The following is a 25,434-nucleotide window of genomic DNA, read 5'->3' as shown; positions in this document are numbered from 1 at the left end:
GCAACGACGTACTGGTTTTTGTTAATCCACTATACTTTCCGGACTTTCCGGCAAGCCCTGCCTGCCGCTGAAATATCTTTCGGCGGATTGTGCTCCGCCATATCGGCTTACCGTTGGCGGGGCGGTTTGATGAAGACGGCACAAATGCCGTTTGAAGGACGTTCAGACGGCATTTGTGCTGATTCGCATCAAGATTTATTGTTTGGCTGCCTCGATTTGGATGTCGATGCGGACGCTTTTGGTCATACCAACGTTAACGAGGTAGTCCATGCCCCATTTGGTGCGGTCGATGGTGGTGCTGAAGTCGCCGCCACAAACTTCGGTTTTCTCCATCGGGCTTTGGTAGCAGTTGAATTTTTCGGCTTTGAGTTTGACGGGGGCGGTTTTGCCGTGCATGGTCAGGTTGCCGTCAACGGAAACCAGTTTTTTGCCGTTGAAGTTGAATTTGGTGGAAACAAAGCGGATGTCCGGATATTGGGCGGCATCGAAGATGTCGGCTGATTTCAGGTGGTCGGTAAAGTGTTGCGAACCGCTTTGCAGGTTGGCAATGGGGATGGTGATGTCGATTTTACCGTCGCGTTTTGCTTGGTCGAACTCGACGGAACCGGTCAGACCGTAAAAACCGCCGACGTTGGTGCTGGTGTTGAAATGGTCGATGGCGAAACGGGCGTTGGCGTGATATTCGTCCACTTTGTAGGTGGCGGCGGAGGCAGTACTGATGGCGGCGGCTGCGAGTGCGGCGAAGATGATTTTTTTCATGATGATAATCCTTTGTGTGGGCCGGTAAAGGCGTTTATCCTAACATAGGCAGGGATTTATGGCATTTCCTGCCGGTAAACGGTGGGTTTGCAGGCGGTTGACGAACGGGGCGGGCGGAAAAGGGCGGATGAAAAAGCGCGGTGTGATCCGCGCTTTGTTTTTTTACAAGGCGGCGAGTACCGCATCGCCCATTTCGGAGCAGGAAACGAGTTTTGTGCCTTCTTCGTAAATGTCGCTGGTACGCAAGCCTTGTTGCAGCACTTTTTGGACGGCGTTTTCAACTTGTTGCGCGCGCGCTTCGTCGTTCAGGCTGTAACGCAGCAACATTGCGAGCGAGAGGATGGTGGCCAGCGGGTTGGCTTTGTTTTGTCCGGCAATGTCGGGGGCAGAGCCGTGGGACGGTTCGTACAGGCCTTTGCCGTTTTCGTCCAAAGAAGCGGAAGGCAGCATACCGATGGAGCCGGTCAGCATGGAGGCTTCGTCGGAGAGAATGTCGCCGAAGATGTTGCCGGTGGCAATGACGTCGAATTGTTTGGGCGCACGCACGAGCTGCATGGCGGCGTTGTCTACATACATGTGGGAGAGTTCGACATCGGGGTATTGTTTGCCGATTTCTTCAAAGATTTCGCGCCACAGTTCGGTGGTTTCCAAAACGTTGGCTTTGCCTACGGAGCAGACTTTTTTGCTGCGTTTTTGGGCGGATTGGAAAGCGACGTGGGCGATGCGGCGGATTTCGCTTTCGCTGTATTTCATGGTGTTGTAGCCTTCGCGTTCGCCGTTTTCCAGAACGCGGATGCCGCGCGGTTCGCCGAAATAGATGTCGCCGGTGAGTTCGCGCACAATCAAAATATTCAAACCGGCAACGATTTCAGGCTTCAGCGTGGAGGCGTTGGCTAATTCGGGATATAAAACAGCAGGACGCAAATTGGCAAACAGGTTCAAATCCTTACGGATTGCCAACAGGCCGCGCTCAGGGCGCAACGGACGGTCGAGGTTGTCGTATTGAGGAGAACCGACTGCACCAAGCAGGACGGCATCGGCTTTGCGGCAGAGGTTTTGCGTAAATTCGGGATAGGGATGGCCGTATTCGTCGTAGGCTTCGCCGCCTAATGGGGCGTATTCGTAGCTGGCGTCCAAGCCTTGGGCGATGAGTTTGTCGAGTACGCGGACGGTTTCGGCGACGATTTCTGGGCCGATGCCGTCACCTTGGAGGATGGCGATATGTTTGGTCATTTCAAGTTTCCTTATGGGTTGATGGTTGAAGGGTTATTTCTTTTTGTATTTGTGTGCAATTTCGTGCCAACGAGGTATGGAAATCGATCGGTTGTAGTGTTTTTTATAGGCTTCCTCAAATTTCTTTTTCCATAAGGATGCGTTATGCCGTGTTGCCGGGTTTTGATAAACGGTTTCTTCAATTGCGGAAACAAAATCTTCCAAGCATTCAAACATAGGCATATTCTTTTTATTTATGCTGTACCAAACACCCGGGCGGATTTTATGCACCACGCCTTTTTTGACTTGAAGATTAATTGCCCACCCATCCATGCTTCTCGTAATTTGCCATACTTTTTTAAGCCATAAATCCTTGATGGTTACATTGCCGTTGTCGTCCATATCGTAACCGAATATTAAATAGTCTACATCCAGCATATAGGGCTTATGAATGATTTCATCAGAATACATTTTAAAATCTGCAATATCAAAACCCGGGCCGGCATTTCGGTTGAACGCCTTTACTTCCAACAATTCTCTGCTGCGGTCTTTTTTATTTAAAAAGAAATCGGGAGGCATTTGGGTATTGGTTGAAACATCAAATTCAATTTCCCTTTTTCTCAATCATCCGCCGAGCCATTCCTGAATGATGTTGCCGACAACATCTTTTTGTTTGACGATAATATCCACATCGCCTAAGAAAAATCTAATTTGACCATTGGCCGATAAGATTTTTTCTTCATCCAGCAACTTATCAAATATTTGTTGTGCAGTAAGTTTTATCATTTTATCCCTGTCGGTTTATAAAGTATGCAGAAGTCTTTCAGATACCGCCTTAATCACAGGGACGACAACGGTATTACCCAATAAATCGCATCTGTCTTTTTTGGGAATATCAAACGAATAATCGTCCGGATAGCCGAATAAGCGCAACCCTTCTTTTCCGGTAAGTGTACGCAAACCGCCGTTGTCAACGACGAAAAGGTGCTCCATATCCATTGCAACCAAGGTTGGCGCAACATCGTTTGGATCTAATATTTTATTGATTTCAAAAGATTTTTTGCCTGAAACAATATTGTAGCCTTTGGGCAGGGATTCATCTTTGATTCTTTGCCCGCCAATTTTTTGTTTCGGATGCTCTAAAACCAAATAGCCTTTATCTGTCAGGCTGTCCAAAATATTTTGGAGATTGGGGTGTTTATAGAAAGTTGAAATTTGCGCTTTTGTCAAAGGCATCCCATCCATCCAATCTATGCCGATTTCTGAAGCCCATTTTTTTTCCTCCGTTCTTTTAGAAGGATATTTAACAATTGCTTCTCTTCTTCGGTTACTGCGCCTTTTAATTCAATATCCCAACTGTGAATATTGTTTTTCCCTCCCCGTTTGTCTTTTACTGATTTTCCGTACAGTTCGGACGGGGGAAATTTTTTTAGCAATTTCTTGATGAAAGGGCTGCTTTCAGTAGGCAGTCCCGATTCCAAAATATTTTTTAATTTCGGACTTGGGCTTGTTTCGAAAGATAAGTCGGGTTTGGATTTCAAACTGCCTGTCAGATAAATGCGCTTCCTGTTTTGGGGAATGCCGAAATCTTTTGCATTTAAAACTTTCCAAGAAACATAGTAGCCCAATGCTTCCAAGGTTTCCAAAATAACGGTCAGGGTGCGCCCTATTTTTTGTGTCGGATCTTTTCTATCGTGTGTCACCAATCCTTCCACATTTTCCAAAATAAAACCTTTTGGTTTTTTTGCCTTTAAAATCCTTGCCACATCAAAGAAAAGCGTTCCCCGTGTATCTTCAAAGCCCAATCTTTTTCCGGCGAAAGAAAAAGCCTGACAAGGGAAGCCTGCCAACAGGATGTCAAAATCGGGAATATCCCCTGTTTCAATTTTCGTTATATCTCCATACGGCACTTCATCAGGGTAGTTTTGCTTCAATACTTCCAAAGCTGCCGGTTTGATTTCTGAAGTAAAAACACATTCGCAAGCAACCGACTGTTTCCGACAGGCTTGTTCGAATCCTTTCCTGATGCCACTCATTCCGGAAAATAAGTCAATAAATTTAATTTGTTGCATATTAAAAATCTAAAAATTTATTTGAAATGGAGAGTTGCATTATTGCATTAATTTAGAGTGTCGCTAAGCCCGCTTAAAAGATGAAAGCAATTTATCGCCCCTCTGTTTACATTAGCCGCAACAATTATATGTTATCAGGAATGCCGTCTGAACGGCCTTCAGACGGCATAGGTTTTAACCGTTAAACAGCCAAGGCTGGCTTTGGCGGCGTTTTTCTTCAAAGGCGTGAATTTCATCGGCATGTTGCAGGGTCAGTCCGATTTCGTCCAAGCCGTTTAAGAGGCAGTGTTTGCGGTGTTCGGTAATGTCGAATGTGAATGTTTCGCCGCCAGGGGTGGCCAGGGTTTGTTCGGCAAGGTCGATGGAGAGCTGATAGCCTTCGTTGGCTTCAACTTCTTTGAAAAGCCGGTCAACCTGTTCTTCGGTCAACACGATAGGTAAAAGGCCGTTTTTGTAGCAGTTGTTGAAGAAGATGTCGGCGAAGCTGGGGGCGATGACGGCGCGGAAGCCGTAGTCGTCCAATGCCCAAGGGGCGTGTTCGCGTGAAGAGCCGCAACCGAAGTTTTTACGTGTCAACAGGATTTGCGCGCCTTGGTAACGCGGCTGGTTCAGCGAGAAATCAGGGTTCAACGGGCGTTTGCTGTTGTCCATGCCCGGTTCGCCGTGGTCGAGGTAACGCCATTCGTCAAAGGCATTGGGGCCGAAGCCGCTGCGTTTGATGGATTTTAAAAATTGTTTGGGGATGATGGCGTCGGTATCGACGTTGCTGCGGTCGAGCGGGGCGACGATGGCGGTAATTTTGGTAAAGGCTTTCATGGGTTTGCGTCTTGTGCTGACGATGCCGTCTGAAGCGGTTTCAGACGGCATCGCGAATCGGTTATTCGGTGGCGTTTTCGATTTTTCCGCCGAGATGGGAAATGCTGCGTCCGACGGCATTGCCGCCTTTTTTGACGGCTTCTTTGGTTTTGTCCCAGCCTTTTTCGACGGCGTTGCCTGTTTGTTCGGCGGCGCGTTCGGCGGCGGCCTGTGTTTTGTCAAGGTTGCGGGCGGTGTCTTGTTTCGCGCCCTCCCAAGTGCCGGCGCAGGCGGACAAGGCGAGGGCGGACAGGGCGGTAATGAAAAGTTTGTTCATGGTTAAACTCCTTGGTTTGAATATTAAAGGTGTTTCTGCCTTACGGGACATATTTCAGACGGCCGCGTCAAATTCTTAAAGACCGCCTGAAAATACTTACGCCATCATGCGGATGTCGGTAAAGCGGCCGGTAACGGCGGCGGCGGCTGCCATAGCGGGGCTGACGAGGTGGGTACGTCCGCCGTTGCCTTGACGGCCTTCAAAATTGCGGTTGGAGGTGGAGGCGCAGCGTTGCCCCGGGGTCAGGCGGTCGGCGTTCATGGCGAGACACATCGAACAGCCCGGTTCGCGCCATTCAAAACCGGCTTCGATGAAAATTTTGTCCAAGCCTTCTTTTTCGGCTTGTTCTTTAACCAAACCGGAGCCGGGGACGATTAACACGCGCTGTACGTTGGCGGCTTTTTTGCGGTCTTTGGCGATGGCGGCGGCTTCGCGCAAGTCTTCGATGCGGCTGTTGGTGCAAGAGCCGATGAATACGATGTCGACGGGGATTTCGTTTAATGGCGTACCGGCTTCCAAGCCCATGTATTCAAGGGCGCGTTCCATACCGCTGCGTTTGACCGGATCGGTTTCTTCGGCAGGATTCGGCACTTTGCTGCTGATGTCTAAAACCATTTCAGGCGAGGTACCCCAAGTGACTTGCGGTTCGATGTCTTCGGCGTTGAAACGGTATTCTTTGTCGAATACCGCACCTTCGTCAGACACCAGCGTACGCCAGTACTCGACGGCTTTGTCCCACGCTTCGCCTTCGGGTGCGAAGGGTTTATCTTTTACGTAGTCGATGGTGGTTTGGTCGACGGCAACCATGCCTGAGCGCGCGCCTGCCTCAATCGCCATATTGCATAAAGTCATGCGGCTTTCCATAGAAAGGCTGCGGATGGCTTCGCCGCCAAACTCGATGGCGTAGCCTGTACCGCCTGCCGTGCCGATTTGCCCGATGATGTAGAGCGCCACGTCTTTGGCGGTAACGCCCGCTTTTAATTTGCCGTCAACGGCAATCAGCATGGATTTGGATTTTTTCGCGGTAATACATTGGGTCGCCATGGTGTGCTCGACTTCGGAAGTGCCGATGCCGTGTGCCAGTGCGCCGAATGCGCCGTGGGTGGAAGTGTGCGAGTCGCCGCAGACGACGGTCATACCGGGCAGGGTCGCGCCTTGTTCGGGGCCCATAACGTGTACGATGCCCTGACCTTTGTCCATAAACGGAAAATAGGCGAGTGCGCCAAACTCTTTAATGTTTTTGTCCAAAGTATCGACTTGCAGCTTGGAAATCGGGTCTTGGATGCCTTTGTCCCAATCGCCGGTCGGGGTGTTGTGGTCGGCGGTGGAGACGACGCTGTCGATGCGCCACAGCTTGCGCCCCGCCATTTTCAAGCCTTCAAATGCCTGAGGGCTGGTAACTTCGTGCACCAAATGGCGGTCGATGTAGAGCAGGACGGTGCCGTCTTCTTCTTCGCGGACGACGTGGCTGTTCCAAAGTTTGTCGTAGAGGGTTTGTGCTGTCATGATGTTGTTCTTTTGGATAAATGGTAATGCGGATTGGGCGGATTTTAGACGTATTCTTTATACCGCGCAACAAATTTTGTCTAATTTTTGAGCCGGTGTTATTTTGCAAACAATTTTAACGAAAAAATTAGACGTATTGTCCATTTCAGTAAACAGTTATATCTAAAGCATGATTCGATACGAAAGAATACTTGTCGTCATTCTTTCAAAGGCATTATCATCTGCATCTTGTCAAAAAACACACAGAGGCAGACGAAAGATGAAATTACCGGTGATGTCGCCCGAACATTCGGCGCAACTTCAGGCGTTTGAGGCAAAAATCCTGTCCAATCACGCCAAAATCGAGGCGTGGTTCCGCACGCAGTGGAGCGTACACCGCCCGCCGTTTTACGGTTCGGTCGATATACGCAATGCCGGTTACAAAATTTCGTCTATCGATATGAATTTGTTCCCCGGCGGCTTCAATAATCTGAATCCCAACTTTATCCCGCTGGCGGCGGTTGCCGCGCAAGATGCGGTGCAACGCGCCTGCGAAACGGCGAAATCCGTATTGATTATTCCCGAAAACCACACGCGCAATACGTTTTACCTGCAAAACATTTACGCCCTCGGCGAGATTTTGCGTTCGGCAGGGTATGAAGTGCGCTTGGGCAGCCTGAATCCGGAAGTAACCGAACCGACCGAATTTGAAACTGCATTGGGCGACAAAATCCTGTTGGAACCTTTATTGCGTACCCGCGACCGCGTCCATCTTGCAGACGGCTTTTCGCCTTGCGTGGTTTTGTTGAACAACGATTTGTCTGCCGGCATTCCCGACATCCTCAAAGGCATCAGCCAAACCGTTTTGCCGCCGTTGCACGGCGGTTGGACGACGCGCCGCAAAACAAATCATTTCGGCGCGTACAACCAAGTTACCGCCGAATTTGCCAAGTTAATCGGCATCGACGAATGGCAAATTAACCCTTATTTTGAAAAAATCGGCGGTTTGGACTTCCAAGGGCGTGAAGGCGAAGACGCGTTGGCGGAAGCGGTAGAACGTGTGCTGGCGAAAATTCAAGCCAAATACGACGAATCGGGCATTACCGACAAACCTTTCGTCATCGTCAAAGCCGATGCCGGCACTTACGGCATGGGCGTGATGAGCGTCAAATCCGCCGACGAAGTGCGCGGATTGAACCGTAAAAACCGCAATAAAATGGCGAAAGTCAAAGAAGGCTTGGAAGTCAGCGAAGTGATTGTCCAAGAAGGGATTTATACTTATGAAACCTTAAACGGCGCGGTGTGCGAACCCGTCGTGTATATGATGGACCGCTTCGTCATCGGCGGCTTTTTCCGCGTACACGAAGGGCGCGGTGCGGACGAAAACCTCAACGCCGGCGGTATGGTGTTTGTTCCGCTGTCTAACAGCATTCCTACCGGTAACGGCGATAATTCCCAAGAAGCGCCCGAAGCCTGCAAGCGCGTATTCGAACAATGGGACTCGCTGGGTATGCCGCGCTCTGAAAAAGACTGCGACGTGGACAACGAACACAACCGCCTCTACGTTTACGGCGTAATGGCACGCCTGTCGCTTCTGGCGGCTTCAATCGAGTTGGAAGAAACGGCGTAAGACTGTTTTGAAATACAGATGCCGTCTGAAGCGGAAATCCGGTTCAGACGGCATTTCGGATATTTGGCGTGTGGGAACATTTGTTCCAGACGGCATCTCAGACTATTTAAAAAAGGGAAAACATGAGCATCAAGCAATGGCCGGAGGGGGAAAGGCCCAGGGAAAAGCTGTTGGAACGCGGGGCGGCGGCTTTGAGTGATGCCGAACTTTTGGCAATCCTGCTGCGCGTCGGCACGCGCGGAATGAGTGCGGTTGATTTGGCGCGTTATTTGCTGCAGGAGTTCGGCAGTTTGGGGAGGCTGATGAGCGCGGAGGTCGGCAAACTGTCGGCATACAAAGGGATGGGGACGGCAAGTTTCACACAGTTTGCCGTAGTCAGGGAAATCGGGCGGCGGATATTGGCGGAAGAATTGCAGGAGAGCATCGTCCTGTCCGATCCGGATACCGTTGCCGATTATTTACGCTTTCATTTGGGGCAGGAAAAAGTCGAAGTCAGCGTCGCGCTGCTGCTGAACCGCCAAAACCAACTGATTGCGGTCAGAGAGCTGTCGCGCGGTACGGTTGCGGAAAACACGATTTACATCCGCGAAATCGTCAAACTGGCATTGGACGAATATGCCGACAGCCTGATTATTGCGCACAACCATCCGGGCGGCTCGCCCGAACCTTCGCAGGAAGACATCATGTTCACAAGGCGGCTGGCACAGGCCATGTCGCTGGTCGATGTGTCGCTGCTCGACCATTTTATCGTAACCTCCCGGAGCGTCTGCTCGTTCAGGCAGCTCGGGTTGATGCCCTGACACTCTGTTTCACATGCGGCGGCTCTGATAAAATAGCCGTTTGCACCAAACAGAACATCTATTTGAAACTATGGACACAACACGCATCGTTACCGACATCGACCGCCCCATACTCGTCCCGCCCGGCGGACATAAAAAAGTCTTGCTGCATTCCTGCTGCGCCCCGTGCAGCGGCGAAGTGATGGAAGCCATGCTGGCCAGCGGCATTGATTACACCATTTATTTTTACAATCCCAATATCCATCCGCACAAAGAATATATGCTCCGAAAAGAGGAAAACGTGCGCTTTGCGGAAAAGTTCGGCATCCCTTTCATCGATAAAGACGACGACTACGAAAACGACCGCAAAGAATGGTTTGCCAAAGCCAAAGGCATGGAGTTTGAGCCGGAACGCGGCATCCGCTGCACCATGTGTTTCGATATGCGTTTTGAAAAAGCCGCGCAATACGCGCATGAACATGGGTTCCCCGTCTTCACCAGCTCGCTGGGCATTTCCCGTTGGAAAAACATGAACCAGATTAACGACTGTGGCCGCCGCGCCGCCGCGCCTTACGATGATGTGGTGTATTGGGATTTCAACTGGCGCAAAGGCGGCGGCAGCGCGCGTATGATTGAAATTAGCAAACGCGAAAACTTCTACCAGCAGGAATATTGCGGCTGCGCCTATTCCTTGCGTGATTCCAACGCCCACCGCAAATCGCAGGGCAGAATCCCCATCAAACTCGGCGTGCTGTATTACGGGGACGAATCGACACAATACGAACCTGCACCCATCCGAGTGGACAAATAAACACCCGATGCCGTCTGAAGGTTCAGACGGCATCGGGTTCGGCATCGGCACGGGGAAAGGTTTGTCGGTTTGGCAATCTGCAATCGGAAACCGCATTGGCAAGTTTGCCGTTTTGATAAAACACCCCGTTGCCGCGTCGGGAGGACGGCATTATGAAATCCCTTTTTATTCGGCTGCTCCTGTTGGGTTCGGCGGCAGGCGTTTTCTATCATACCCAAAACCAATCCCTGCCCGCGGGCGAACTTGTCTATCCGTCCGCACCGCAAATCAGGGACGGCGGCGATGCGCTGCACTACCTCAACCGCATCCGCGCCCAAATCGGTTTGCACAAGCTGGCACACGCGCCGGTTTTGGAAAATTCCGCCCGCAGGCACGCACGCTATCTCACGCTCAATCCCGAAGACGGACACGGCGAACACCATCCCGACAATCCGCACTACACCGCACAAAAGCTGACCGAACGCACACGCCTTGCCGGGTATCTCTACAACGGCGTGCATGAAAACATCAGCACGGAAGAGGAAGCCGCCGAATCGTCCGACAGCGACATCCGCACGCAGCAACGCCAAGTGGACGGATTAATGAGCGCAATCTACCACCGCCTTTCCCTACTTGACCGCCATACGGATGAGGCAGGAGCGGCATTTGTGCGCGAAAACGGTAAAACCGTTCTCGTATTCAATCAGGGCAACGGCAGGTTTGAGCGGCATTGCGCCCAAGGCAGAAATCAGCCGGAAGCAGGACGGAAATATTACCGCAACGCCTGCCATAACGGTGCGGTCGTGTACACCGACGAAGCCATGCCCGCACAGGAGCTGCTCTATACAGCCTATCCCGTCGGCAACGGCGCACTGCCTTATTTCCACGGCGAGCGTCCAGACCCCGTGCCGGAATATGAAATCACGGGCAATCCTGCCAGCATTGATTTTTCCGAGGCGGCAGGCAAAATTACGATGAAAAGTTTCAAGCTGTATCAGGGTAAAAACGAAATCCGCCCCGTCAGGGTTTTAACCGCCGGCAACGACCCCAACGGCAGGCTGACCGCGTACCAATTCGCGCTTTTCCCGCTCAAGCCTTTGGAATACGGTACGCTTTATACGGCGGTATTCGACTATGTCCGCAACGGACGGCGCGCGCAGGCGAAATGGCAGTTTAGAACCCGAAAACCCGATTACCCTTATTTTGAGGTAAACGGCGGCGAGACACTTGCGGTTAGAAAAGGCGAAAAATATTTCATCCACTGGCGCGGACGCTGGTGTTTGGAAGCGTGTACCCGTTATACCTACCGGCAGCGACCCGGCAGCCGCCTGTCCATAGGAAGGCACGAGGCGGGCGGCATCGTCTTCAGCGTTGACGGAATGGCGGGCAGCCGCATCACGCTTGCACCGGAAGGAGAAACGGAACGAGGCGTAACCCTTTATTTACAGGATTGAATACATGACAGGCAGAACAGGCGGCAACGGCAGTACCCAAGCGCAACCCGAACGCGTCATGCTGGTGGGCGTAATGTTGGACAAAGACGGTACGGGCAGCAGCGCCGCCCGTCTGAACGGCTTTCAGACGGCATTGGCGGAAGCCGTCGAGCTGGTCAAGGCGGCGGGCGGCAATCCCGTCATCGTGGAGACCGCCAAACGCGACCGTCCGCACACCGCGCTGTTTGTCGGCACGGGCAAGGCGGCGGAGCTGTCGGAAGCAGTTGCCGCAGACGGCATCGATTTGGTCGTATTCAACCACGAACTTACGCCCACGCAGGAACGCAATTTGGAAAAAATCCTCCAATGCCGCGTATTGGACAGGGTAGGGTTGATTTTGGCGATTTTCGCCCGCCGCGCCCGCACGCAGGAAGGCAGGCTGCAAGTCGAGTTGGCGCAATTGAGCCATTTGGCGGGACGCTTGATACGCGGTTACGGCCATCTGCAGAGCCAGCGCGGCGGTATCGGCATGAAAGGGCCGGGCGAAACCAAACTGGAAACCGACCGCCGATTGATCGCCCATCGAATCAACGCCTTGAAAAAACAGCTTGCCAACCTCAAAAAACAGCGCGCCCTGCGCCGCAAGTCCCGCGAATCGGGCACAATCAAAACGTTTGCGCTGGTCGGCTATACCAATGTCGGCAAATCCAGCCTGTTCAACCGGCTGACCAAGTCGGGCATATATGCGAAAGACCAGCTTTTCGCCACACTCGACACCACGGCGCGGCGGCTGTACATCAGTCCCGAATGCAGCATCATCCTGACCGATACCGTCGGATTCGTCAGCGATCTGCCGCACAAACTGATTTCCGCCTTTTCCGCCACGCTGGAAGAAACCGCGCAAGCCGATGTGCTGCTGCACGTCGTCGATGCCGCCGCTCCGAACAGCGGACAGCAGATTGAAGACGTGGAAAACGTACTGCAAGAAATCCATGCCGGCGATATTCCGTGCATCAAGGTGTACAACAAAACCGACCTGCTGCCGTCTGAAGAACAAAACACGGGCATATGGCGCGACGCTGCGGGAAAAATTGCCGCCGTCCGCATTTCCGTTGCTGAAAATACCGGTATAGACGCACTGCGCGAAGCCATTGCCGAGTCTTGTGCCGCCGCACCAAACACAGACGAAACCGAAATGCCATGAAAAAAACCTGTTTCCACTGCGGTCTGGATGTTCCCGAAAACCTGCATCTGACTGTCCGTTACGAAAACGAAGACCGCGAAACCTGCTGCGCCGGCTGTCAGGCGGTCGCACAAAGCATTATTGACGCGGGCTTGGGCAGTTATTACAAACAACGCACCGCCGACGCGCAAAAAACCGAGCTGCCGCCCCAAGAAATCCTCGACCAAATCCGCCTGTACGACCTGCCCGAAGTCCAGTCCGACTTTGTGGAAACCCACGGCGGCACGCGCGAGGCGGTTTTAATGCTCGGCGGCATCACCTGCGCCGCCTGCGTCTGGCTGATCGAACAGCAGCTTTTGCGTACAGACGGCATCGTCCGCATCGACCTCAATTACAGCACGCACCGCTGCCGCGTCGTCTGGGACGACGGCAAAATCCGCCTTTCCGACATTCTGTTGAAAATCAGGCAGATAGGCTACACCGCCGCACCCTATGACGCGCAAAAAATCGAAGCCGCCAACCAAAAAGAACGCAAACAATACATCGTCCGCCTCGCCGTTGCCGGGCTGGGGATGATGCAGACGATGATGTTCGCGCTGCCGACCTACCTTTACGGCGGCGACATCGAACCCGATTTCCTGCAAATCCTCCATTGGGGCGGCTTTTTAATGGTGCTGCCCGTCGTATTCTATTGCGCCGTCCCGTTTTATCAAGGCGCGCTGCGCGACTTGAAAAACCGCCGCGTCGGCATGGATACGCCGATTACCGTCGCCATCATCATGACCTTTATCGCCGGCGTTTACAGCCTTGCGACCAATGCGGGGCAGGGGATGTATTTCGAATCCATAGCCATGCTGCTGTTTTTCCTGCTGGGCGGACGCTTTATGGAACACATTGCCCGACGCAAGGCAGGCGATGCCGCCGAAAGGCTGGTGAAGCTGATTCCTGCGTTTTGCCATCATATGCCCGATTACCCCGATACGCAGGAAACCTGCGAGGCAGCTGTCGTCAAATTGAAGGCGGGCGATATCGTGCTGGTCAAACCGGGCGAAACCATCCCCGTTGACGGCACGGTGCTGGAAGGCGCAAGCACGGTTGACGAATCTATGCTGACCGGCGAGAGCCTGCCCGTCGCCAAAATGCCGTCTGAAAAAGTAACCGCAGGTACACTCAACACGCAAAGCCCCCTGATTATACGCACCGACCGCACCGGCGGCGGCACGCGACTGTCGCACATCGTCCGCCTGCTCGACCGCGCCTTGGCGCAAAAACCGCGCACCGCCGAGTTGGCGGAACAATATGCCTCGTCTTTCATATTCGGCGAACTCCTGCTTGCCGTCCCAGTCTTCATCGGCTGGACGCTGTACGCCGACGCGCACACCGCATTGTGGATTACCGTCGCCCTGCTGGTCATTACCTGCCCCTGCGCCTTATCGCTTGCCACGCCGACCGCGCTGGCAGCTTCTACCGGTACGCTGGCGCGCGAAGGTATTTTAATCGGCGGAAAGCAGGCAATCGAAACCCTCGCCCAAACCACCGACATCATTTTCGACAAAACAGGCACGCTGACCCAAGGCAATCCCGCCGTCCGCCGGATTGAACTGCTCGGCAGCATGACCGAAGCCCAAGTGCTGGCAGTGGCGCAAAGTTTGGAACAGCAGTCCGAACACCCGCTCGCGCGCGCCATCCTCAACTGCCGCATTTCAGGCGGCAGCGTCCCCGACATTGCTATTAAACAACGCCTCAACCGCATCGGCGAAGGCGTGGGCGCGCAACTGACCGTCAACGGCGAAACACAGGTTTGGGCATTGGGCAGGGCATCCTATGTCGCCGAAATTTCAGGTAAAGAACCGCAAACAGAAGGCGGCGGCAGCGCGGTTTACCTCGGCAGTCAAAGCGGTTTCCAAGCCGTGTTCTACCTGACCGACCCCTTGAAAGACAGCGCGGCGGAGGCGGTGCGGCAGTTGGCAGGCAAAAACCTGACCCTGCACATCCTCAGCGGCGACCGCGAAACCGCCGTTGCCGAAACCGCCCGCGCCCTGGGTATCACGCACTACCGCGCCCAAGCCATGCCCGAGGACAAGCTGGAATACGTCAAAGCCTTGCAAAAAGAAGGGAAAAAAGTGCTGATGATAGGCGACGGCATCAACGACGCGCCCGTTTTGGCGCAGGCAGACGTATCCGCCGCCGCAGCGGGCGGGACGGATATTGCGAGGGACGGCGCGGACATTGTGTTATTGAACGAAGATTTGCGTACCGTCGCCCACCTGCTCGATCAGGCGCGGCGCACCCGCCATATTATCCGGCAAAACCTGATATGGGCGGGCGCGTACAATATCATTGCCGTACCGCTTGCCGTTTTGGGCTATGTCCAACCGTGGATAGCCGCACTGGGTATGAGCTTCAGTTCGCTGGCGGTTTTGGGCAACGCCCTGCGCCTTCACAAACGGGGGAAAATGCAGTCTGAAAAAATGCCGTCCGAACAATGACGGACGGCGTTGCTTTAGACGTATAGTTGATGAAAACAAAAATAAGACGATGAAGGATTGCAAACTTAAAGTATGTATTGTTACCGCTCAAACACGTTGGCGTTCAAAATTTGAGATCGAATTGTTAGGCATTTGATTTTTATTTTGATTTTATTAAATAAGAGATTATATTAATGTGGAAAAAATTAAAAAGTGGATTTATGCGACAAATGGAATAATGATGTCAATATGGATCATTTTTTTCCAAATACTGGCTCTGTGTATGACGGTGGCAGAACAACCATTTTCAATGAAAACCATCCTTTTCATTTTATTTTCTGCATAACATTTCTTATTGGGACAGTTTTTCTTATATATCAATCATATAATGATAATTAATTTTTAACATCCTATTGTCATATCATAATGAAATGACAATAGGGATGTTTTTCTGCTTTGGCTACGGCAAAACACCGTCGTCATTCCCGCGCAAGCGGGAATCTATATGTTTGGTTTCTCTTTTATTTTCAAACGATAATGAAACAGGTAAGTCCGGATTCCCACCTGTGTTGGAATGACGGAAATGTGCATTTCTAATTTTTACCCACTATAAAAACCCCGAATCCTGATTGGCAGGATTCGGGTTTTTTTATCGCTGATGCCGTTCAGACGGCATTTTCAAGCAGCTTATTGATCCACAAATGCGCGCTCAATCAGGTAATCGCCGCGCACGCCTGTTTTCGGAGAGACGGTCAGTCCGAAATCGTCCAAAACTTTGCAGGTGTCTTTCAGCATCGCGGGGCTGCCGCACAGCATGGCGCGGTCGTCTTGTGGGTTGATTTTGGGCAGGCCGATGTCTTCAAACAGCTTGCCGCTTACCATCAGGTCGGTCAGGCGGCCGTGGTGTTCAAAGTCTTCTCGGGAAACAATTGGGTAGTAAATCAGTTTTTCTTTAACCAAGTCGCCGAGGTATTCGTGTTCGGGCAATTCTTTGGTAAAGCGGTCGTAGTACGCCAAATCTTTTTTGTAGCGCACGCCGTGTACGAGGATGATTTTTTCAAATTGCTCGTAAATCTCGGGGTCTTTGGTGATGCTCAAGAAAGGGGCGATGCCGGTACCGGTGCTCAACAAGTAAAGGTGTTTGCCCGGATTCAGGTCGCCGGCAACCAGAGTTCCGGTCGGTTTTTTGCTGATTAACACGTCGTCGCCGACTTTGAGGTGTTGCAGGCGGCTGGTCAGCGGACCGTCTTGGACTTTAATGCTGAAAAATTCGAGGTGTTCTTCCCAGTTGGCGGAGGCGACGCTGTATGCGCGCATCAGCGGCTTGCCGTCCACCATCAATCCGACCATAACGAACTGTCCGTTTTCAAAGCGCAACGATTCGTCGCGGGTGCAGGTAAAGGTAAAATATGCGTCTGTCCAGTGGTGTACGGACAATACTTTTTGGGTATTGAATGCTGCCATTTGGGTTTCCTGTCAGTAAAAGAAATGGATAGTGCTTGTTCGGGAGGTGCGGCAGAGTGGAAATGTCTGCCCGATTCGGGATAAAGCCAAAATTCTAAACGAAACGGATGGTTGCGACAATGCTTGATGCGCGTTGGTTATATGCCGTCTGAAGGGCTTCAGACGGCATCGCGGGGCGGGCGGCGGCTTATGGCGGCATATCGGCAAGGGAAATCAGGGAAATCGAGGCTGCCAGCCTGAGTGCGTCCCGTCCCCAGCGTGGGTGTTCCAGCCTGCGGATCGGGAGGATCGGTTTGACGGTGGCGGCAATCAGCTTTTGTATTTCGGCAGGCTGATCCGACAATACGCCGCCCCATTTTTCCGCAGCCGCTTCCAGCAGTCCGCCGTTTTTCAATATCAGCGCGGTCGAATGAATGTAGCAGAGCCAATCGCGGGCTTGGCATTGCGCTATGGTCAGGACCTCGGAAGGGTCGTCTTCAAAATCCAAAAAGCTGATGTTTTTTCCGTCCGACATCATATTTCGTGCAAACGCCTGACTGAGGAACTGCTGTTTTTTATGCACGCGTGCAATGGCTTCCAAACCGGCAAGCCAAGCGTCCGCCTTTCCGGCTTCGGCTTCTTGGCGGATTTGCGTATCGAGCGGGATACCTTCCAAATTTCCGAACATAAGGGCATTTTTCCTGACGGCGAGCAATTCGGGAACGGCTATCCCCGCCGCGCGCAATTCGTACAGGCGTTTTGATTCGGTTGCAATGGCAGGCTCGCCGCCGAGGCTGGGAACCGGCTTCAACACCCCCAGTTTCAAATATCGGGCAACCATACCGAGCAGCGCGTAACGCCATCGCGCATTGTGCCTGCCTGCTTTGCGTATCCATACCTTGCTCCCGTCGGCAAGCAGGTGGGGGGCGATGGCTGCCTTCTGTTTTGCCGCCAATTCGTCTAGCAGTATGGAAAAACGGGTTTCCTGCATAGGTAAGGTCATTTTCTTTCAATCTTAAGTTCGGACGGAATGCCCCTGTACGGAACATCAGGCAAGGGTTTGTTCGATGATGCCTTTTACCGCATCCGCACTGTTCGGCACGGTTTGCACGCGCTGCGGCAATGTTTCCAAACCTTCCAGCGCGGCGGGGCGCGGAATGGCGACATCGCCGACGGCTTCGCGTATGGTCGCATCGAATTTCGCCGCCAACGCGGTTTCCAAACAAACCACCGTTTCACCTTCTTCGCGCACTTCGCGGGCGACTTTTACGCCGTCGGCAGTGTGCGGGTCGATGAGTTCTTGGTCTTGCCCGTAAACCTGCTTGATAGTGGCGAGGCGGTCGGCGTGGGTGGACTTGCCGGAAGTAAAGCCGTATTTGCCGCCGACTTTGTCCAAGGCAAATCGCAGGTCAAAGCCCTTGCCCGCCGCTACTTCCGCCCACAGCGTATTGATTTCCTGAGGATCGCGATCCATCAGGTCGAACACGAAACGCTCGAAGTTGGACGCTTTGGAAATGTCCATCGACGGGCTGGAGGTAACATAAGTATGCGCGCTGTTGCGCGGGCGGTACGCGCCGGTTTTGAAAAACTCGTCCAATACATCGTTTTCATTGGTCGCGACAATCAGGCGGCGGACAGGCAGGCCCATTTGTTTGGCGATGTGTCCCGCGCAAACGTTGCCGAAGTTGCCGCTCGGCACGCAGAAGCTGACCTGCTCGTCATTGCTTTGCGTCGCCTTGAAATAGCCCGCAAAGTAATAAACCACTTGCGCGACGATGCGTCCCCAGTTAATCGAGTTGACCGTACCGATATGGTATTTTTCCTTGAACGCGGCATCGTTCTGCACCGTCTTCACAATATCCTGACAGTCGTCAAACATTCCCTTCACGGCGATATTGTGGATATTCCCGTCTTGCAGGCTGTACATTTGCGCGCGTTGGAACGCGCTCATTTTGCCGTCGGGCGACAACATAAATACGTTCACGCCCTTTTTGCCGCGCAAGGCATATTCCGCAGCCGAACCCGTATCGCCGCTGGTCGCGCCCAAGATATTGAGTTTTTTGCCTTCTTTGTTTAAAACATATTCAAACGCATTGCCCAAAAACTGCATTGCCATATCTTTGAACGCCAGCGTCGGGCCGTTGGACAAGGCTTGGATTTTGATGCCGTCTGAAAGCGTGCGGACGGGGGTGATTTCCTTAGTACCGAACGCCGCTTCCGTGTAAGTACGGTTCAGAATGTCGCGCAAATCGTCCTCCGGAATATCCGTAACAAACAGGCGCATAATTTCAAACGCCAATTCGGGATAAGCTAAACCGCGCCATTTGTCCAAGGTTTCGCGCCCGATTTGCGGATAATGTTCCGGCAGCATCAGGCCGCCGTCGGGGGCAAGCCCCATCAATAAAACTTCGCTGAACGGTTTGTGTGCGGTTTCGCCGCGCGTGCTGATATATTTCATGATTTTTCTCGTCTGTCGAAATTGCAGGAAAACGGATTCAGACGGCATCTGCCTCATGCCGTCTGAAGAAGGTTAGCGGTACAGGTGTTTGAAGCAGGCGGAAACCGTTTTGGCGGTCAGGGCGGCAAGTGCCTGATTGCGCGTGGACGGATCCAGCATCTGCATCACATCGTTGCCGGTCATCCGTTCGGGGGCTTCTTGGGCGACGCAAGCGCAAATCTTGTTTTCCCATTCCGCCTGTTTTTCGGCACTCATCGCCAGCGCGGTCAAACGCCATTCGCTGCGCCTGTCCAATTCCGCGCGGCATTGGCTCTCGACCGCCATTTTGACGATACTGCCGCCCATACCCGTGCCGCCGTCCAAGCTGCCGAATGTGTTACCGCCGCCGACGGCGCAGCCGCCGAGTAAGATTACCGCCGGCAAAATAGACAAGGTTTTATTCATCTCAATTCCTTTTCGGTTGAAACCCCGCCTTTTATGGCGATAGAATCTGATTAGCCGCCCCGTTCGGGATAACGCGAAGGGCGGCGTTTTATGCGCCGTTCCGAGTGTTGGAACAAACCGTTTTGAATATCCGGTTGAAGCCCGGCAACATTATACTTCAATCGGGAAAATAAAAAATCCCGCCGCCGTCATTTTGCCTGTTTGCAAAAATGCCGTCTGAAAGCGGTTCAGACGGCATTTCCGATTTCAGCCTAGCCCAAAGATTTGAAGTGTTCCAAAAACGGCGGGATACCGGGCAGCATCCCGACCGCACCCATCGCCACACACAAGATCAAGAAACCTACTGCGGGTATCAACACGCGTCCGGCGAAACCTAATTGCGCACTGCGCTCTTTGCAGCCGATTAAGCCCAAATTATCCAACAGCATCGTCAACGCCCAGCCGAAAACCGGATTGACCAAGGCGGAAGAGAACACCACGATGGCGGCGGATTGGGTGGTTTTGCCTTTGCGCGTCATTTCCATGCCCGCTTCCAAAAGCGGTAAGTATACGCCTACGACCAAGGCTACGCTCAATACCGGCTGCCAAATCGCCAAGTCCATCGGATAGCCCCATAACCCGGCGATAATACATAAAACCGCCGTTAAAACCGCACCGCCCGGAATGGGGCGTTTGGCAATCGATGCCGGTACGATATAAGTTCCCCAAGAAGAGGTAAAATTTGCACCCCCTAAAATAGAACCCACTGCTTGACGGACAGAACAACTTGTCATGGTGTCGTCTATATTCATCAATACCTTATCGGTTTTTTCCGGATAGCTGATTTTTTGGAACACTTGATGTCCTAAAAAATCGGGCGACCACATTGCAACAGCCAATACCGCAAATGGAAAGACAACCAAAAAACTTTCTGCCGTCGGCAACCCCAGATGCCAGCCGCTGTTTTCACCCCACCAATAAGCAGGACTCATTGGAGGCAGGCCGGGGGCGGTGTGAAACTCAAACGGCGCACCCAATGCAAATGCCACCACACCGGCAATCAAGCATCCCAAAGGCACGGCTAACCAGCGTTTTTTCCAATGCTCCAACAAAGCGTACATCACAATCGTTACAATAATGACGGTAAAAGCGATGTAGGGCATATTAAAACCGCCTGCCCACGAAAACAATTTTTTTACCTGCCCCGTCGTGCCGATAAAGCCCAAATAGAGTAATAATCCGCCGCATACGCCGTTGCTTGTCAGCTTCGCCATAATACTGCCGCCGCGAAATAAAGCCATCAGCAGACCTAAAACCGCAATCGAAATGCCGAACGCCAAAGGATGCCCGCCTGCCGACACAACGATGGGAATCATCGGAATCAGCGGCCCGTGCGTACCGGGCAGGTTGGCGCCGGGCAGAAAAAAGCCCGATACCAATAAGATAAACGCGGCGGCGATTAAAAGCTCATAGCGCACATTTTCCAGTACAAAGCTGTCAGGCAGCCCCAAAGGTGCGGCAAACGCCGCCGCCACCGCCCCCACCATCACCACTTTTCCAATCGTTCCCGCCATCGCAGGAATCAAATCCTCCCACTCGAAGCGGTAATCGCGAAAGGGCAGGTTGGGCCGCCAGCGTTTTGGTTGCATAATCTGCAATTCATGTTCCAAATATTCGTCCCGCGTCGCAAATTCCGAAGCCGGACGGTGCAAATCCCGATAAGTCCCATTATGTTTTTCCATAACCTTCCTCCTTATATATCGCGCCTCGTAAAAGGGGCGCATGACTTTTCTTTTTGATACGGGCTGCGTTCGGAAGCCGTAACCCCATTTAAAGCCCAAACAGGCAATAAAACCAATCTTTTTTTTTAATAACCATCATCCGGAAAATTGATACAATTTACAAACCACTTGATTAAAAAGTTAATTTTCAGCAACAATCCGCCTAAAAGATTTCGATTGCACAAATATAGAAAACATCCGCACAAGGAGGGATATATGGATGCCGTACAATTAAAATCATTTGTCGCCGTCGCGCACGAGGGCAACCTTACCCAAGCCGCCAAACGACTTTTCCTTTCCCAGCCTGCCGTTTCCGCCCAAATTAAAGCCCTTGAAGAATATGTCGGCACGCCGCTGTTCAGGCGCACGGGGAAAGGCATGGTATTGACGCGGGCGGGCGAAATACTGTTGCCCGAAGCGGAATCCCTGCTGCAATACAAACACAAGTTGGAGTATTTTGCCAAAACGCTGGCAGGCGATTATTCGGAAGAGACCAGTTTGGGCATTATCCACCCCATCGATTCGGCAAAGCTCGTCGCGCTGACGGACAATATCGGTCAAACAGCCCCCAAAACGCGCCTGCACATCCAATACGGAATGAGCGGCGAAATCCTCTCGCGCATCCAACACAAAACCCTGCACGGCGGCTTTATACTCGGCAACGCCGCCCAACGCGGCATCCGCAGCGTATTCCTGCAAAACCTGACCTACGCGCTGATTTGCCCGCAAAGCCAATATCCCCATCTGACCCGCTCCCTTCCGCAGAGCCTGCAAGAATGCGTATGGATAGAAATGTCGGGCGTGTCCGGAAGTAGGAAGCACCTGCACCAGTTTTGGCGCAGCAACCGGCTCTCACCCAAAAAACAGATCTTGTGCGACTACCCCCAAACCATTATCGATTTGGTTGCAGGCGGTATAGGTGTGGCAATGGTGCCGGGAAACAAAGCCGAAGCGGCGGCAAAAGAAGGCGCGGGCGTGGCTATTATCGAATCGTGCCGCCACAGTATGCCGCTCAATTTCATTTATGCGGAAGAATACGAGGATAATCCCCACGTCTCACTCCTGCTCGAGTGCATTGAAAAAGTATGGGGAGTGCAGGCGGTGCAGCCGCCCGTTGTCTCGGACAACTGAAATAAATCCTGCTTTGCTGATTGTTTTAAAATAGAAATTTGAATTTTATCACGCTGAAAACACTGAAAACGCCATCCGCATTCTCTCAAATACGGCTTAAAATGCCCTTTGGAAATGCCGTTATAGTGGATTAAATTTAAATCAGGACAAGGCGACGAAGCCGCAGACAGTACAGATGGTACGGAACCGACTCACTTGGTGCTTCAGCACCTTAGAGAATCGTTCTCTTTGAGCTAAGGCGAGGCAACGCCGTACTGGTTTTTGTTAATCCACTATAAACTGACGCAAATGCCGTTTTGTACAATTCCAAAAGTTTTCAATTCCGTTAATGCGATTTTGCCGTTTGGCGAAATGCGTACTGTTCCAGTCGTGGATTGAACCCCCACCCTGTATAGTTCTTTCGAAGCATTGGGGTATTGTTTTTTCAAAGCATCGATTAAAGCCGTATTGGTGTCCGGATTTTTAACCTGGACAATATTGTCCCCTTCGGCTTCAAGCGTTGCTTTTGCAGAATGCGACGCGATAATGCCTTTTACGGAGGCGTGGTTTTTTACATTTAAATCAACTTCATTATTTCCCTTGACGGCTTTGAGTTTGATGGTGCTGATGCCATCAAGGGAAGGTTGGGTAAGGTCGCTTGATTGATTATTGATGAAAATGCCCGTCGTGTGTCCGGAATAGGGGGAGTTGGACTGGAGACCATTTACGCCCAATCCCAAGCCCTTGCCCTCAGTGGCGATGGATATTTTATTGTTATTCCCCGTTAATACGGTATTGGATTTAAAAGCCGTTTCAATGCCCCTTAAAAAACTTGTACTCTCAACATTTCCTGTCGGCATAGGGTCGGCGAGTTCCCCTTTAATCTCAATCACATTATCGCTGTCTTCGGCAGTCAGATGAACATCGGTATTGTTGAGGTTGTGAATACCGAAATGGTGTGTGTCTTTATGAACGTTAACGTTCATATTGAACAAATTGCCTGTTTTTGAATGAAAGGATATGCTGCCTTTGTCATTTTCATCGGGGGGCTGATAGTGTTGACATACCGCACTAAGGCACTATTGTTTGTCGGTATTTTTTTCCACTGGCTACATCTTGTACCCCATCAACATCGGGAACTTCAAATTAAATTGAATTTTTCCTTTGGCATCCAAATGGATATTTCCGGAATGGGGCTTCACGTCAATAGATTGGAGATTATTTTTAAATAGAATATCATTATTGCTTTTCACCGATAATTCAGGCGTATATCCTAATTGCGGGTCTGCAAAAGATTGGATGCCGTAAATTCCATTTACCGTTAAATTTCCATTATCATTTTTACCAGTGGTAATAAGTTCTAATTTTCTAAAGTTTTCACCTTTTTTCCACCAAGGCACAATATAGTTTTTTACAGTGATTTTTTCATCTTTAAGGGTTATAAGACTATCATCGTCTTTTTGCGGATCAGAAAATAAAGACACCCATTCCATCTCTTGAATATTAGTATATTCATGGGCTTCCGCCTCAAAACATAATGCCGATTGAATCAACAAAGCAATGGTAGATAAAGCAAATTTTCTATTTTAGTCTCCTTAATGTTTAATTGAAACGCTGATTTGGGTATTGTCATGCCGGTGCGGAATCGGTCTCCGTGCCGGATATATTGTGTGAAGTCTCTCGTCTTTTCCAGTATGCGCCTAATATCGGCTTAAGGCAAACGGAGGGGCGGAATCCGTATGCGGCACGCCGCCGTTCCCTGCCGTATAATCATATTGTTTGAAAACCTGTTGACGGAGCCGTTATGACCGATTTGTTTGCCCGAGAACCCGACGCGCCGCTTGCCGAACGATTGCGTCCGCATACGCTTGACGACGTGGTGGGGCAGGAACACCTCATCGGCGAAGGTAAACCTTTGCGCGTGGCGGTAGAAGGCGGCAAGCCGCATTCTATGTTGCTGTGGGGGCCGCCGGGCGTGGGCAAGACGACGTTGGCGCGGATTTTGGCGCAGAGTTTCAATGCCCAGTTTTTGCCTGTTTCCGCCGTGTTTTCCGGCGTGAAGGACATCCGCGAGGCAATCGATAAAGCCGAAATCGCTTTGCAGCAGGGACGCGCGACGATTTTGTTTGTCGATGAAGTCCACCGCTTCAACAAGGCGCAGCAGGACGCGTTTTTGCCGCATGTCGAAAGCGGTTTGCTAACCTTTATTGGTGCGACGACGGAAAATCCGTCGTTTGAAGTCAATCCCGCGCTGTTGAGCCGCGCGCAGGTGTATGTTTTGCAGCCCTTGTCTTCAGACGGCCTCAAAAAGCTGGTTGCCAAAGTTTTGGCTTTGCCCGAATACCGGGATTTCACGATTGAAGCCGACGCGCAGGAGCTGTTCGTCAATACCGCCGACGGTGATGCGCGCAGATTGTTGAATTTGTTGGAACAACTTTTACGCGCCGCCGATACACGTCGTCTGAAAAACTTAACCGCCGAATTTCTCGCCGACAGTCTCGGGGCGCAAATCCGCCGTTTCGACAAAGGCGGCGAGAGTTTCTACAACCAAATCTCCGCCCTGCACAAATCCGTGCGCGGTTCGCATCCGAACGCCGCGCTGTATTGGTTCTGCCGTATGCTCGACGGCGGCACCGACCCGCGCTACCTCGCCCGCCGCATCGTGCGTATCGCTTGGGAAGACATCGGGCTTGCCGACCCGCGCGCCTTCCAAATCGCCAACGATGCCGCCGCCACCTTCGAACGCTTAGGCTCGCCCGAAGGCGAACTGGCTTTGGCGCAAGCGGTATTGTATCTTGCCGCCGCCGCGAAATCCAACGCGGGCTACAAGGCATACAACCAAATGCGCCACTTCGTCAAAGAAAACGCTAGCGACGAAGTGCCCGTCCACCTGCGCAACGCCCCGACCAAGCTGATGAAGGAATTGGGCTACGGACGCGAATACCGCTACGCCCACGACGAACCGAACGCCTACGCCGCCGGCGAAAGCTATATGCCCGACGGCTTGGACGAACCGGACTTCTACCAACCCGTCCCGCGCGGGTTGGAAATCAAAATCGGCGAAAAGCTGGAATGGTTGAAATCGCTGGATGAAGAGGCATTAAAGGCAAAATGAAGCAATGCCGTCTGAAGCAGAACGGTATGGCAAAGCCGGTACACCAAAAAGGCGTATCGGCTTTTTTTCAGGTCTTATCCTGTTTATTGATAAAGCCAATAAAGACAACGTGGTATAGTGGATTAAGTTTAAACCAGTACGGCGTTGCCTCGCCTTAGCTC

19 protein-coding genes and 4 pseudogenes are annotated in these 25,434 nt (G+C 51.9%); 8 read left to right on the top strand and 15 right to left on the bottom strand.

What is annotated here, in order from left to right; translation table 11 throughout:
• Window positions 1-195: 195 nt before the first annotated feature.
• The 7 genes and pseudogenes from HMPREF2959_RS06965 to leuC all read right to left on the bottom strand — a co-directional run bounded on the left by HMPREF2959_RS06965 (window position 196) and on the right by leuC (window position 6,681).
• Entirely contained in the window at window positions 196-759 is a 564-nt protein-coding gene (locus HMPREF2959_RS06965; RefSeq protein WP_002217107.1) for a YceI family protein, read from the bottom strand.
• A gap of 162 nt (window positions 760-921) precedes the next feature.
• Window positions 922-1,992, bottom strand: coding sequence for a 3-isopropylmalate dehydrogenase (leuB, locus tag HMPREF2959_RS06960; protein ID WP_002243550.1), 1,071 nt, complete (start codon window positions 1,990-1,992; stop codon window positions 922-924).
• A 33-nt stretch (window positions 1,993-2,025) separates the two neighbouring features.
• Window positions 2,026-2,757 (bottom strand): annotated as a pseudogene (locus tag HMPREF2959_RS06955) (NgoBV family restriction endonuclease).
• Window positions 2,758-2,772: 15 nt separating this feature from the next.
• Window positions 2,773-4,043, bottom strand: a pseudogene (locus HMPREF2959_RS13280) (DNA cytosine methyltransferase).
• A 174-nt stretch (window positions 4,044-4,217) separates the two neighbouring features.
• On the bottom strand, window positions 4,218-4,859 hold the full coding sequence (gene leuD, locus HMPREF2959_RS06940) for a 3-isopropylmalate dehydratase small subunit (RefSeq protein ID WP_002240543.1): 642 nt from the start codon (window positions 4,857-4,859) through the stop codon (window positions 4,218-4,220).
• A 61-nt stretch (window positions 4,860-4,920) separates the two neighbouring features.
• Window positions 4,921-5,175 (bottom strand): hypothetical protein, encoded by a 255-nt coding sequence (locus tag HMPREF2959_RS06935; RefSeq protein WP_048816110.1) that lies wholly within the window; start codon window positions 5,173-5,175, stop codon window positions 4,921-4,923.
• 96 nt (window positions 5,176-5,271) lie between these two features.
• Window positions 5,272-6,681 carry a 3-isopropylmalate dehydratase large subunit gene (gene leuC, locus HMPREF2959_RS06930; protein ID WP_002237025.1) on the bottom strand — a complete coding sequence of 470 codons (1,410 nt, stop codon included), beginning with the start codon at window positions 6,679-6,681 and terminating at the stop codon, window positions 5,272-5,274.
• A 259-nt stretch (window positions 6,682-6,940) separates the two neighbouring features.
• Between leuC and gshA the strand changes: the two genes are divergently transcribed.
• The 3 genes from gshA to HMPREF2959_RS06915 all read left to right on the top strand — a co-directional run bounded on the left by gshA (window position 6,941) and on the right by HMPREF2959_RS06915 (window position 9,880).
• Window positions 6,941-8,290 (top strand): glutamate--cysteine ligase, encoded by a 1,350-nt coding sequence (gene gshA, locus HMPREF2959_RS06925; protein WP_002213445.1) that lies wholly within the window; start codon window positions 6,941-6,943, stop codon window positions 8,288-8,290.
• A gap of 122 nt (window positions 8,291-8,412) precedes the next feature.
• The gene (gene radC, locus HMPREF2959_RS06920; protein WP_002237024.1) at window positions 8,413-9,090 is read left to right on the top strand and encodes a RadC family protein; all 678 of its coding nucleotides are present in this window, start codon (window positions 8,413-8,415) and stop codon (window positions 9,088-9,090) included.
• Window positions 9,091-9,160: 70 nt separating this feature from the next.
• Window positions 9,161-9,880, top strand: coding sequence for an epoxyqueuosine reductase QueH (locus HMPREF2959_RS06915; RefSeq protein WP_061728273.1), 720 nt, complete (start codon window positions 9,161-9,163; stop codon window positions 9,878-9,880).
• A 22-nt stretch (window positions 9,881-9,902) separates the two neighbouring features.
• On the opposite strand, the gene HMPREF2959_RS13390 is transcribed toward HMPREF2959_RS06915, so the two are convergent.
• Window positions 9,903-10,031, bottom strand: a complete 129-nt coding sequence (locus tag HMPREF2959_RS13390; protein WP_009347251.1) for a hypothetical protein — start codon at window positions 10,029-10,031, stop codon at window positions 9,903-9,905.
• A 1-nt stretch (window position 10,032) separates the two neighbouring features.
• Here HMPREF2959_RS13390 and HMPREF2959_RS06910 point away from each other — a divergent pair, with 1 nt between their 5' ends.
• Genes HMPREF2959_RS06910 through HMPREF2959_RS06900 form a run of 3 tightly spaced genes read left to right on the top strand, consistent with a single transcriptional unit; the run spans window position 10,033 to window position 14,964 of the window.
• Window positions 10,033-11,313 (top strand): CAP domain-containing protein, encoded by a 1,281-nt coding sequence (locus HMPREF2959_RS06910; RefSeq protein ID WP_002225276.1) that lies wholly within the window; start codon window positions 10,033-10,035, stop codon window positions 11,311-11,313.
• 4 nt (window positions 11,314-11,317) lie between these two features.
• Window positions 11,318-12,496 carry a GTPase HflX gene (hflX, locus tag HMPREF2959_RS06905; RefSeq protein WP_061728274.1) on the top strand — a complete coding sequence of 393 codons (1,179 nt, stop codon included), beginning with the start codon at window positions 11,318-11,320 and terminating at the stop codon, window positions 12,494-12,496.
• Window positions 12,493-14,964, top strand: coding sequence for a heavy metal translocating P-type ATPase (locus HMPREF2959_RS06900; RefSeq protein WP_070696571.1), 2,472 nt, complete (start codon window positions 12,493-12,495; stop codon window positions 14,962-14,964). Before hflX ends, HMPREF2959_RS06900 begins: the two co-directional genes overlap by 4 nt.
• Window positions 14,965-15,630: 666 nt before the next feature.
• Here the strand turns inward: HMPREF2959_RS06900 and HMPREF2959_RS06890 are convergent.
• The 5 genes from HMPREF2959_RS06890 to HMPREF2959_RS06870 form a co-directional block, all read right to left on the bottom strand.
• Window positions 15,631-16,407, bottom strand: a complete 777-nt coding sequence (locus HMPREF2959_RS06890) for a ferredoxin--NADP reductase (RefSeq protein WP_002239100.1) — start codon at window positions 16,405-16,407, stop codon at window positions 15,631-15,633.
• 187 nt (window positions 16,408-16,594) lie between these two features.
• Window positions 16,595-17,389: a BUD32 family EKC/KEOPS complex subunit gene (locus tag HMPREF2959_RS06885; RefSeq protein ID WP_002239099.1), complete on the bottom strand. Its 795-nt coding sequence runs from the start codon at window positions 17,387-17,389 to the stop codon at window positions 16,595-16,597.
• Between the two features lie 45 nt (window positions 17,390-17,434).
• Window positions 17,435-18,844 carry a threonine synthase gene (thrC, locus tag HMPREF2959_RS06880; protein WP_070696582.1) on the bottom strand — a complete coding sequence of 470 codons (1,410 nt, stop codon included), beginning with the start codon at window positions 18,842-18,844 and terminating at the stop codon, window positions 17,435-17,437.
• A 72-nt stretch (window positions 18,845-18,916) separates the two neighbouring features.
• On the bottom strand, window positions 18,917-19,288 hold the full coding sequence (locus tag HMPREF2959_RS06875; RefSeq protein WP_002243541.1) for a hypothetical protein: 372 nt from the start codon (window positions 19,286-19,288) through the stop codon (window positions 18,917-18,919).
• A gap of 251 nt (window positions 19,289-19,539) precedes the next feature.
• The gene (locus tag HMPREF2959_RS06870; RefSeq protein ID WP_002217121.1) at window positions 19,540-21,009 is read right to left on the bottom strand and encodes a DUF3360 family protein; all 1,470 of its coding nucleotides are present in this window, start codon (window positions 21,007-21,009) and stop codon (window positions 19,540-19,542) included.
• A gap of 255 nt (window positions 21,010-21,264) precedes the next feature.
• Between HMPREF2959_RS06870 and HMPREF2959_RS06865 the strand changes: the two genes are divergently transcribed.
• Window positions 21,265-22,179, top strand: a complete 915-nt coding sequence (locus HMPREF2959_RS06865; protein WP_002242746.1) for a LysR family transcriptional regulator — start codon at window positions 21,265-21,267, stop codon at window positions 22,177-22,179.
• 276 nt (window positions 22,180-22,455) lie between these two features.
• On the opposite strand, the pseudogene HMPREF2959_RS13510 reads toward HMPREF2959_RS06865, so the two are convergent.
• Window positions 22,456-22,542: pseudogene (locus tag HMPREF2959_RS13510) on the bottom strand (autotransporter); the annotation flags it as partial.
• A gap of 687 nt (window positions 22,543-23,229) precedes the next feature.
• Window positions 23,230-23,651: pseudogene (locus tag HMPREF2959_RS06855) on the bottom strand (hypothetical protein).
• A gap of 311 nt (window positions 23,652-23,962) precedes the next feature.
• On the opposite strand from HMPREF2959_RS06855, the gene HMPREF2959_RS06850 reads away from it, so the two are divergent.
• A complete protein-coding gene (locus tag HMPREF2959_RS06850) occupies window positions 23,963-25,273 on the top strand; it encodes a replication-associated recombination protein A (RefSeq protein WP_002243539.1) in 1,311 nt (436 codons plus the stop codon).
• Window positions 25,274-25,434: the final 161 nt, after the last annotated feature.

The organism is Neisseria sp. HMSC070F02 (genome assembly GCF_001814225.1).
In the GTDB taxonomy this organism is placed as follows: Bacteria; Pseudomonadota; Gammaproteobacteria; order Burkholderiales; family Neisseriaceae; genus Neisseria; species Neisseria meningitidis.
The sequence above is the reverse complement of the archived record's forward strand: the minus strand, read 5'-3'. Positions and strand labels throughout refer to the sequence as shown.

What these genes read in the sequence shown, in the direction of transcription:
- HMPREF2959_RS06965 (WP_002217107.1), bottom strand. Translation starts at nt 759, where the DNA reads ATGAAAAAAATCATCTTCGCCGCACTCGCAGCCGCCGCCATCAGTACT.
- leuB (WP_002243550.1), bottom strand. Translation starts at nt 1,992, where the DNA reads ATGACCAAACATATCGCCATCCTCCAAGGTGACGGCATCGGCCCAGAA.
- leuD (WP_002240543.1), bottom strand. Translation starts at nt 4,859, where the DNA reads ATGAAAGCCTTTACCAAAATTACCGCCATCGTCGCCCCGCTCGACCGC.
- HMPREF2959_RS06935 (WP_048816110.1), bottom strand. Translation starts at nt 5,175, where the DNA reads ATGAACAAACTTTTCATTACCGCCCTGTCCGCCCTCGCCTTGTCCGCC.
- leuC (WP_002237025.1), bottom strand. Translation starts at nt 6,681, where the DNA reads ATGACAGCACAAACCCTCTACGACAAACTTTGGAACAGCCACGTCGTC.
- gshA (WP_002213445.1), top strand. Translation starts at nt 6,941, where the DNA reads ATGAAATTACCGGTGATGTCGCCCGAACATTCGGCGCAACTTCAGGCG.
- radC (WP_002237024.1), top strand. Translation starts at nt 8,413, where the DNA reads ATGAGCATCAAGCAATGGCCGGAGGGGGAAAGGCCCAGGGAAAAGCTG.
- HMPREF2959_RS06915 (WP_061728273.1), top strand. Translation starts at nt 9,161, where the DNA reads ATGGACACAACACGCATCGTTACCGACATCGACCGCCCCATACTCGTC.
- HMPREF2959_RS13390 (WP_009347251.1), bottom strand. Translation starts at nt 10,031, where the DNA reads ATGCCGTCCTCCCGACGCGGCAACGGGGTGTTTTATCAAAACGGCAAA.
- HMPREF2959_RS06910 (WP_002225276.1), top strand. Translation starts at nt 10,033, where the DNA reads ATGAAATCCCTTTTTATTCGGCTGCTCCTGTTGGGTTCGGCGGCAGGC.
- hflX (WP_061728274.1), top strand. Translation starts at nt 11,318, where the DNA reads ATGACAGGCAGAACAGGCGGCAACGGCAGTACCCAAGCGCAACCCGAA.
- HMPREF2959_RS06900 (WP_070696571.1), top strand. Translation starts at nt 12,493, where the DNA reads ATGAAAAAAACCTGTTTCCACTGCGGTCTGGATGTTCCCGAAAACCTG.
- HMPREF2959_RS06890 (WP_002239100.1), bottom strand. Translation starts at nt 16,407, where the DNA reads ATGGCAGCATTCAATACCCAAAAAGTATTGTCCGTACACCACTGGACA.
- HMPREF2959_RS06885 (WP_002239099.1), bottom strand. Translation starts at nt 17,389, where the DNA reads ATGACCTTACCTATGCAGGAAACCCGTTTTTCCATACTGCTAGACGAA.
- thrC (WP_070696582.1), bottom strand. Translation starts at nt 18,844, where the DNA reads ATGAAATATATCAGCACGCGCGGCGAAACCGCACACAAACCGTTCAGC.
- HMPREF2959_RS06875 (WP_002243541.1), bottom strand. Translation starts at nt 19,288, where the DNA reads ATGAATAAAACCTTGTCTATTTTGCCGGCGGTAATCTTACTCGGCGGC.
- HMPREF2959_RS06870 (WP_002217121.1), bottom strand. Translation starts at nt 21,009, where the DNA reads ATGGAAAAACATAATGGGACTTATCGGGATTTGCACCGTCCGGCTTCG.
- HMPREF2959_RS06865 (WP_002242746.1), top strand. Translation starts at nt 21,265, where the DNA reads ATGGATGCCGTACAATTAAAATCATTTGTCGCCGTCGCGCACGAGGGC.
- HMPREF2959_RS06850 (WP_002243539.1), top strand. Translation starts at nt 23,963, where the DNA reads ATGACCGATTTGTTTGCCCGAGAACCCGACGCGCCGCTTGCCGAACGA.